General features: G+C 54.0%; 7 protein-coding genes, 1 rRNA gene and 1 riboswitch. Of the genes, 6 read left to right on the top strand and 2 right to left on the bottom strand.

Features of this window, described 5'->3' with window-relative positions; translation table 11 throughout:
* Positions 1–315: 315 nt before the first annotated feature.
* Positions 316–1242: a DNA-binding transcriptional regulator OxyR gene (gene oxyR / locus PYW49_RS22695; protein ID WP_134347538.1), complete on the top strand. Its 927-nt coding sequence runs from the start codon at positions 316–318 to the stop codon at positions 1240–1242.
* On the opposite strand, the gene sthA is transcribed toward oxyR, so the two are convergent.
* Positions 1216–2616 carry a Si-specific NAD(P)(+) transhydrogenase gene (sthA, locus tag PYW49_RS22700; protein WP_063144398.1) on the bottom strand — a complete coding sequence of 467 codons (1401 nt, stop codon included), beginning with the start codon at positions 2614–2616 and terminating at the stop codon, positions 1216–1218. The genes oxyR and sthA overlap by 27 nt on opposite strands.
* A 196-nt stretch (positions 2617–2812) precedes the next feature.
* Here sthA and fabR point away from each other — a divergent pair, with 196 nt between their 5' ends.
* Positions 2813–3451 carry an HTH-type transcriptional repressor FabR gene (fabR, locus tag PYW49_RS22705; protein WP_134347537.1) on the top strand — a complete coding sequence of 213 codons (639 nt, stop codon included), beginning with the start codon at positions 2813–2815 and terminating at the stop codon, positions 3449–3451.
* Positions 3452–3460: 9 nt separating this feature from the next.
* Entirely contained in the window at positions 3461–3820 is a 360-nt protein-coding gene (locus PYW49_RS22710; protein ID WP_042713638.1) for a YijD family membrane protein, read from the top strand.
* An 86-nt stretch (positions 3821–3906) separates the two neighbouring features.
* Here PYW49_RS22710 and trmA read toward each other — a convergent pair whose 3' ends face one another.
* The gene (gene trmA / locus PYW49_RS22715) at positions 3907–5007 is read right to left on the bottom strand and encodes a tRNA (uridine(54)-C5)-methyltransferase TrmA (protein ID WP_320387610.1); all 1101 of its coding nucleotides are present in this window, start codon (positions 5005–5007) and stop codon (positions 3907–3909) included.
* Between the two features lie 104 nt (positions 5008–5111).
* A riboswitch (cobalamin riboswitch) is annotated at positions 5112–5287 on the top strand.
* A 66-nt stretch (positions 5288–5353) separates the two neighbouring features.
* On the opposite strand from trmA, the gene btuB reads away from it, so the two are divergent.
* The 3 genes from btuB to PYW49_RS22730 all read left to right on the top strand — a co-directional run.
* Positions 5354–7207 (top strand): TonB-dependent vitamin B12 receptor BtuB, encoded by a 1854-nt coding sequence (btuB, locus tag PYW49_RS22720; protein WP_320387611.1) that lies wholly within the window; start codon positions 5354–5356, stop codon positions 7205–7207.
* The gene (murI, locus tag PYW49_RS22725; protein WP_134347534.1) at positions 7152–8003 is read left to right on the top strand and encodes a glutamate racemase; all 852 of its coding nucleotides are present in this window, start codon (positions 7152–7154) and stop codon (positions 8001–8003) included. The genes btuB and murI overlap by 56 nt, the downstream gene beginning before the upstream one ends.
* A gap of 381 nt (positions 8004–8384) precedes the next feature.
* Positions 8385–8741: ribosomal RNA gene (locus tag PYW49_RS22730) — 16S ribosomal RNA — on the top strand; the annotation flags it as partial.

Consider the following 8741-nt stretch of genomic DNA (forward strand, 5'->3'; position numbering starts at 1 on the left):
GCTGGTGCCCCCACCCCGGCCCTCTCCCACGGGAGAGGGAGCAAACACTAAAAATGGCAACTTCGGTTGCCATTTTGCTTTTATCCCGGGCTTTTTTACGCAAAAAAAAGCGGACCACGGGGTCCGCAAAAGTTCACGTTGGCTTTAGTTGTTCGAGTTTTGAGAGAAACTCGCTGACGGTGCGGGGACGTCAAGGGTCAAACACGTGCCGCCTCGTCTATGTGGCGTATTATTCAACAGAATGCTTGATAGGGATAATCGTTCGTTGCTATGCTATCTATCGCCATGAACTATCGTGGCGACGGAGGATGAATAATGAATATTCGTGATCTTGAATACCTGGTAGCGTTAGCCGAGCATCGTCACTTTCGCCGCGCGGCAGATTCCTGCCACGTCAGCCAGCCCACGCTGAGCGGTCAGATCCGCAAGCTGGAAGACGAGCTGGGCGTGATGCTGCTGGAGCGCACCAGTCGTAAGGTTCTGTTCACACAGGCAGGTCTTCTGCTGGTGGATCAGGCGCGCACCGTGCTGCGCGAGGTCAAAGTGCTCAAGGAAATGGCAAGCCAGCAGGGGGAGGCGATGTCAGGCCCACTGCATATTGGCCTGATCCCAACCGTTGGCCCGTATCTGCTGCCGCAAATCATTCCTATGCTGCACCAGACGTTCCCGAAACTCGAAATGTATCTGCATGAAGCGCAAACGCATCAGCTGCTGGCACAGCTGGACAGCGGCAAGCTCGACTGCGCCATTCTGGCGCTGGTGAAAGAGAGTGAAGCCTTTATTGAAGTGCCGCTGTTCGATGAGCCGATGATGCTGGCGATTTATGAAGATCACCCGTGGGCGAACCGCGATCGCGTACCGATGTCCGATCTGGCCGGTGAAAAGCTGCTGATGCTGGAAGATGGCCACTGCCTGCGCGATCAGGCGATGGGCTTCTGCTTCGAAGCGGGTGCTGATGAGGATACCCATTTCCGCGCAACCAGCCTGGAAACGCTGCGTAATATGGTCGCAGCGGGAAGTGGAATCACGCTGTTGCCTGCACTGGCGGTACCGCGCGAGCGTAAACGTGATGGCGTGGTCTATCTGCCGTGCATTAAGCCGGAGCCGCGTCGTACCATTGGCCTGGTGTATCGTCCGGGTTCACCGCTGCGCAGCCGCTATGAGCAGCTGGCAGAGGCCATCCGTAGTTCCATGGATGGCCATTTTGACAGCGCGTTAAAACAGGCGGTTCAGACCGTTTAGTGCCGCAACCCGATAGGCTTCCGCCATGGTCGGGTAGTTAAAGGTGGTGTTAACGAAGTACTCAATGGTGTTACCACCACCTTTCTGCTCCATAATTGCCTGCCCGATATGAATGATTTCCGCGGCGCGTTCACCAAAGCAGTGAATCCCGAGGATCTCTTTCGTCTCGCGATGGAACAGGATCTTCAGCGTACCCACGCTCATCCCCACGATTTGCGCCCGCGCCAGATGTTTAAACTGCGCACGTCCCACCTCGTAAGGTACCTTCATGGCCGTCAGCTGCTGCTCGGTTTTCCCGACAGAACTGATTTCCGGGATGGTATAGATGCCCGTCGGGATATCTTCAATCAGATGCGCCGTCGCTTCGCCTTTCACCAGCGCCTGAGCTGCAATGCGGCCCTGGTCGTAAGCGGCAGAAGCCAGACTCGGGTAGCCAATCACGTCACCGACCGCGTAAACGTGCGGCAGCGCGGTCTGGTACATGCTGTTGACCTTCAGCTGACCACGGCTGTCGGTCTCTAGACCGATATTTTGCAGCTGCAGTGAATCGGTGTTGCCGGTACGGCCGTTGGCATACAGCAGGCAGTCGGCTTTCAGCTTCTTGCCGGACTTCAGGTGCATGATTACGCCGTCGTCGCAGCCTTCAATCTTCTCGTACTCTTCGTTGTGGCGAATCACCACACCGCTGTTCCAGAAGTGGTAGGAGAGAGAGTCTGACATCTCCTGATCGAGAAACGCCAGCAGGCGATCGCGGGTGTTGATCAGGTCAACTTTGACCTCCATTCCGCGGAAGATCGACGCATATTCGCAACCAATCACCCCCGCGCCATAGATAATGACGTGGCGTGGTTCATGGTGCAGGCTCAGGATGGAGTCGCTGTCGTAGACGCGCGGATGCGAGAAGTCCACATCGGCCGGATGGTACGGGCGAGAACCGCAGGCAATCACAAATTTCTCAGCCGTGATGGTTTCAACTGAACCGTCGTGGCATTCGAGCGCCAGGGTGTGTTCATCCACAAAATGTGCGTTGCCCTGCAAAATTTCACAGTGGTTACGCTCATAAAATCCCTGACGCATACGTGTTTGCTGGTTAATGACGGTATCCGCGTGATTCAGGATATCAGCAAAGGATGAACGAAGAAGTCGGGAGTGGTCGCTGTAAAGAGGGTTCTGGTTAAATTCGATAATGCGGCTAACGGCGTGGCGGAGGGCTTTGGAAGGGATGGTGCCCCAGTGGGTGCAACCGCCGCCGACATTATGGTAGCGCTCAATGACCGCTACTCTGGCTCCCTGTTTCACCAGACCCATAGCAGCACCTTCGCCGCCGGGGCCGGAACCAATAACTATTGCGTCGTAATCGTAGGAATGTGGCATGGCAAGGCTTACCTGTTCTTATACATAAAAGCAACAGAATCATAACATCATTGCCAGAGTAACCCAATTATCGTTGTGCTTTTTTCCGGCAGTGGAGCACAAACCGCACGTAAACAATCATTCACAAAGCTGAGCAAACAGATTAATTTTATTCTCTGGTATAGTGCCATCAGGCCTTTGGAAGGATTCAACTATCGTGATGGGCGTAAGAGCACAACAAAAAGAGAAAACCCGGCGTTCGCTGGTGGAAGCCGCATTCAGTCAACTGAGTGCTGAGCGGAGTTTTGCCAGTTTGAGCCTGCGCGAAGTCGCACGCGAGGCCGGGATTGCGCCAACGTCCTTCTATCGTCATTTCCGTGATGTGGATGAACTGGGTCTGACCATGGTCGACGAGAGCGGCCTGATGCTGCGTCAGCTGATGCGCCAGGCGCGTCAGCGGATTGCAAAAGGGGGCAGCGTGATCCGTACCTCCGTCTCGACCTTTATGGAATTTATCGGCAATAACCCCAACGCATTTCGTCTGCTTCTGCGCGAGCGTTCGGGCACATCGGCGGCGTTTCGTGCCGCCGTCGCGCGTGAAATTCAGCACTTCATCGCGGAACTTGCCGACTATCTTGAACTCGAAAACCATATGCCGCGTGCGTTTACTGAAGCACAGGCCGAGGCGATGGTGACGATTGTTTTCAGCGCAGGTGCCGAAGCGCTGGATGTCAGCATTGAACAACGTAAGCACCTCGAAGAGCGACTGGTATTGCAGCTCAGGATGATCTCCAAAGGTGCGTACTACTGGTATCGCCGTGAACAAGAGAAACTGGCACATCAAACCGAAGAGTGAAGGTGAGTAATGAAACAGTCAGGTCAGGATAAAGGGACGCTGTTGCTGGCATTGATCGCTGGCTTATCCATTAACGGTACGTTTGCCGCTATTTTTAGCTCAATCGTTCCGTTTTCGATTTTCCCGCTTATTGCACTGGTGCTGACGGTTTACTGCCTGCATCAACGTTACCTGAACCGCACAATGCCGGTCGGGTTACCGGGACTGGCCGCAGCCTGCTTTATTCTGGGTGTATTGCTGTATAGCACGGTGGTGCGCGCGGAGTATCCGGATATCGGCTCTAACTTCCTGCCTGCGGTACTGTCTGTGGCGCTGGTGTTCTGGATTGGCTCGCGCATGCGTAGCCGTAAGAGCCAGTTGCCGGAGTAAAGAAGAGTTTTGTAGGCCGGATAAGCGAAGCGCCATCCGGCTTTTTGGCAGGTGGCGCTTCGCTTACCTGCCCTACAAAGCCTCTGTCATTTTGCCGTGAGCAGTACACCGCACTCCATATGATGCGTATACGGGAACTGATCGAACAGCGCCAGACGTTCAACCTTATGCGTCTGGCCTAACGTTTCCAGATTCTTGCACAGCGTCTCCGGGTTACAGGAGATGTACAAAATACGCGGATACGCCTGCACCATCTTTTCGGTTTCGCTGTCCAGGCCACTGCGCGGCGGGTCGACAAATATCGTCTCACACTGGTAGCTTTTCAAATCGATCCCTTCAAGACGGTTAAACGCCCGCACGCCGTTCATGGCCTGAGTAAACTCTTCCGCCGCCATACGAATGATCTGCACGTTGTCGATATGGTTAGCGGCAATGTTGTACTGCGCGGCAGCGACCGACGGTTTGGCAATTTCCGTGGCCAGAACGCGATCGAAGTTACGTGCCAGCGCCAGAGAGAAGTTGCCGTTACCGCAGTAGAGCTCAAGCAGATCGCCCGTTGACCCTTCCGTTGCCTTCAGCGCCCATTCCAGCATTTGCACGTTCATCGCGGCGTTTGGCTGTGTGAAGCTGTTTTCCACCTGGCGATAAACCATCTCTTTACCCGCCACCGGCAGACGCTCGTCGACGTAATCCTGATCCAGCATGATTTTGGTTTTTGTCGCGCGGCCGATCAGATGAACGTTGATGTTCTGCGCACGCAGGGTATCGCGCAGCGTTTCCGCCTGCTCGCGCCACTCGTCATTAAGCGCTTTGTGATACAGCAGGGAGACAATCGCCTGGTTGCTTTGCGTGGTCAGATAGTCAATCTGGAACAGCTTGTGACGCAGTACCGGGTTATTGCGCACGCCTTCCATCATCAGCGTCATGAGCTGGTTGATGAGTTCGCTTGCCGCCGGGAAGCTGTCCACGCGAATGCGCGATTTCGTCTGCTGATCGAAAATGATGTGATACAGGTCATCCCCGTCATGCCAGATGCGGAATTCGGCGCGCATACGGTAGTGGCTGACAGGAGAGCGAAACACCTCGGGAACGGGCGCGTTGAACGGCGTCATCATACTTTGCAGGCGGACAACTTTCTCTGCCAGCTGCGCGTCGTACTGTTCTGTCGGGAGGTGTTCTGGGGTCATGATGCGTCCTGAGTGATAAAGAATTACGCGGGGATTGTAGGCATTGTTCAGGGGATGTCCAGATTTAATGGCCAATAGCTATCTGGACATCTATACGTGTCTAATTGTAGCATTCTGTTTCCGGTCTCCTGAGAGTGAAAAGGGAATCCAGTGTAAATCTGGAGCTGACGCGCAGCGGTAAAGACTGGCGGGATGAGCGTTGTAGACACTGTGAAAATGGGAAGTCTTCATCCTTATAAAGCCACCTAGCCCGAAGACCTGCCGGGATCACGTCGCATTTGGTTTCATCATCGCGTGCTATCGATGAGGCCTGCGGCATCCTTCTTATATTGTGGATGCTTTAACAATGATTAAAAAAGTATCGCTGCTGACGGCGTTGTCCGTCACGGCATTTTCGGGCTGGGCGCAGGATAGCGCAGACTCGTTGGTGGTGACGGCAAATCGTTTTGAACAACCGGCAAAAACTGTTCTGGCACCGACGTCCGTGGTGACGCGTGAAGATATTGAGCGCTGGCAGGCAAAAAGCGTTGTGGAAGTCATGTCACGTCTGCCGGGCGTGGATATCGCGCAAAGCGGTGGAATGGGCTCGAACTCTTCGACTTTTATTCGCGGAACTGAATCTCGCCATGTGCTGGTGCTGATTGACGGTATTCCTTTGAATAACGCCGGGATCAGCAACGTTCCCGATCTGAGCCAAATCCCGACCTCGCTGATTCAGCGTATTGAGTACATCCGTGGTCCGCGTTCGGCCCTGTATGGCTCCGACGCGATTGGTGGCGTGATCAACATCATCACCGGACGCGACAAGCCGGGTGCAGAAATCTCAGCGGGCGTCGGCTCTAAGGGTTATCAGACCTATGACGGCGCTTTCCAGCAGGTGCTGGATAAAACCAAAATCACCATGGGGGGTAACTATACCTATACCCGTGGCTTTGATATTGCTGCCCAGGATGCGCCGCGCCAGCCTGACCGCGATGGCTTTATGAGTAAATCGCTGTACGGCTCCGTGGAACAGCAGATTACCGACAGCGTGAGCGGGTTCTTCCGTGGCTTTGGATACGATAACCGTACGGCGTATGACGGTTATGATCATTACGACGCCAACTTTATGGTGGATGGACGACCTGATACTCGCCAGCTCTACAGTCAGAACTGGGATACCGGTCTGCGTTACAACCAGGGGATTTTCCAGTCACAGCTGGTGGCGGGTTACGGCCGCAGTAAAGATCAGAACTATGATCCGAAGAAAGGGCGTTACGCTGATTCCGCCACCATGGATGACGTGAAGCAGTACACCACCCAATGGCTCAACACCGTAGAAGTCGGCCATGGCAACATCGGCGCAGGTCTGGACTGGCAAAAGCAGAAGACGCAGGCCGGAACGGGCTACCTGGATAAAGGTTACGAGCAACGTAATACCGGCGTGTTCATCTCGGCGATGCAGCAGTTCAACAGCGTGACGCTGGAAGCGGCGGCGCGTAATGACGACAACTCCAACTTTGGCAACCATGGCACATGGCAAACCAGCGCAGCGTGGGAGTTTGTGGATGGCTATCGCGTGATTGCCTCCTACGGTACCGCTTTTAAAGCACCTACCATGAGCCAGATCCACAGTGCCTCTTACGGTAATCCGGACCTTAAACCGGAGGAGAGTAAGCAGTGGGAAGGGGGCTTTGAAGGCCTGACGGGACCGGTCAACTGGCGTATCACAGGTTATCGCAATGACATTGATAATCTAATTAGCAGCGATCCGCATACGTATCGCTACTACAACGTTGACGAAGCACGTATTAAAGGTGTGGAAGCGACCGCACAGTTTGATACTGGCCCGGTTGGACATCAGATTTCCTATGATTATGTCGACCCGCGTAATGCCAAAACCAACGAAGTGCTGGCCCGCCGTTCTAAGCAGCAGGTTAAGTATCAGCTTGACTGGCAGGTATGGGATCTCGACTGGAACCTTGCCTACCGTTACCTGGGCACCCGCTATGATGTTGCGATTGATCCAGACACCTATTTATCAGAACGCGTGAAAATGGGCGGTGTCAGTCTGTGGGATGTCGCAGTTTCGTATCCTGTCACCTCACACCTCACAGTTCGTGGTAAAATAGCCAACCTGTTCGATAAAGATTACGAGACAGTTTATGGCTACCAAACTGCAGGACGGGAATACACCTTGTCTGGCAGCTACACCTTCTAATCCGCGTCCCACCGTGCTGGTATTTGATTCCGGCGTCGGTGGGCTTTCGGTCTATGATGAGATTCGGCATCTCCTGCCGGATCTCCATTACATCTACGCCTTCGATAACGTCGCTTTCCCGTATGGTGAAAAGAGCGAAGATTTTATTGTTGAGCGTGTGGTTGAAATCGTCACTGCGGTACAAAAGCGCTATCCCCTTGCGCTGGCCGTCATCGCCTGTAATACGGCGAGCACCGTCTCCCTTCCTGCTCTGCGTGAAAAATTCCCGTTCCCGGTTGTAGGCGTCGTTCCTGCAATAAAACCTGCCGCGCGCCTGACGGCGAACGGCATTGTGGGTTTGCTGGCGACGCGGGGCACGGTAAAGCGTCCTTATACCCGCGAGCTGATCGATCGTTTTGCTAACGAATGTCAGATTGCGATGCTCGGCTCGGCTGAGCTGGTGGAGATGGCCGAAGCGAAGCTGCATGGAAAGGCGGTATCGCTTGAAGAGTTGCGTCGTATTCTTCGTCCTTGGCTGCGGATGCCCGAACCACCGGATACCGTTGTGCTGGGCTGCACCCACTTCCCGCTATTGCAGGAAGAGCTGTTAGAGGTACTGCCGGAGGGGACGCGCCTGGTGGATTCCGGTGCGGCTATCGCCCGCCGTACGGCCTGGTTGCTGGAGCATGAAGCGCCGGATGCCAAATCTACCGATGCGAATATCGCGTTTTGTATGGCAATCACGAAAGAGACTGAGCAACTTTTACCCGTTTTACGCCGTTATGGCTTTGAAACGCTCGAAAAACTGGCGCTGTAGCACGGTTTTGAGCAAAAAAGAGACGGTTGAACGTTTTTTTTAAAAGAGGGGTTGTCAACGTCTGAGAACTCCCTATAATGCGCCTCCACTGACACGGAACAACGGCTTACAGGCCGCCGGGTTAGCGGGGTTCAGCGATGAACGCCAACAGAGAAAAGCGAAAATAATCACTTGACTCTGAATGAGGAAAACGTAATATACGGGACCTCGCAACGGTGAGCGAAAGCCGCGTTGCACTGCTCTTTAACAATTTATCAGACAATCTGTGTGGGCACTCAAAGTGACATGGATTCTTAATGTCTTCGGACAATAAATGAATACCAAGTCTCTGAGTGAACATACGTAATTCATTACGAAGTTTAATTCACGAGCATCAAACTTAAATTGAAGAGTTTGATCATGGCTCAGATTGAACGCTGGCGGCAGGCCTAACACATGCAAGTCGGGCGGTAGCACAGAGAGCTTGCTCTCGGGTGACGAGCGGCGGACGGGTGAGTAATGTCTGGGAAACTGCCTGATGGAGGGGGATAACTACTGGAAACGGTAGCTAATACCGCATAACGTCGCAAGACCAAAGAGGGGGACCTTCGGGCCTCTTGCCATCAGATGTGCCCAGATGGGATTAGCTAGTAGGTGGGGTAACGGCTCACCTAGGCGACGATCCCTAGCTGGTCTGAGAGGATGACCAGCCACACTGGAACTGAGACACGGTCCAGACTCCTACGGGAGGCAGCAGTG

It is taken from the genome of Enterobacter chinensis (assembly GCF_034008295.1).
GTDB classification, from domain to species: Bacteria; Pseudomonadota; Gammaproteobacteria; order Enterobacterales; family Enterobacteriaceae; genus Enterobacter; species Enterobacter chinensis.

What these genes read in the sequence shown, in the direction of transcription:
- murI (WP_134347534.1), top strand. Translation starts at nt 7,152, where the DNA reads ATGGCTACCAAACTGCAGGACGGGAATACACCTTGTCTGGCAGCTACA.
- sthA (WP_063144398.1), bottom strand. Translation starts at nt 2,616, where the DNA reads ATGCCACATTCCTACGATTACGACGCAATAGTTATTGGTTCCGGCCCC.
- oxyR (WP_134347538.1), top strand. Translation starts at nt 316, where the DNA reads ATGAATATTCGTGATCTTGAATACCTGGTAGCGTTAGCCGAGCATCGT.
- btuB (WP_320387611.1), top strand. Translation starts at nt 5,354, where the DNA reads ATGATTAAAAAAGTATCGCTGCTGACGGCGTTGTCCGTCACGGCATTT.
- PYW49_RS22710 (WP_042713638.1), top strand. Translation starts at nt 3,461, where the DNA reads ATGAAACAGTCAGGTCAGGATAAAGGGACGCTGTTGCTGGCATTGATC.
- trmA (WP_320387610.1), bottom strand. Translation starts at nt 5,007, where the DNA reads ATGACCCCAGAACACCTCCCGACAGAACAGTACGACGCGCAGCTGGCA.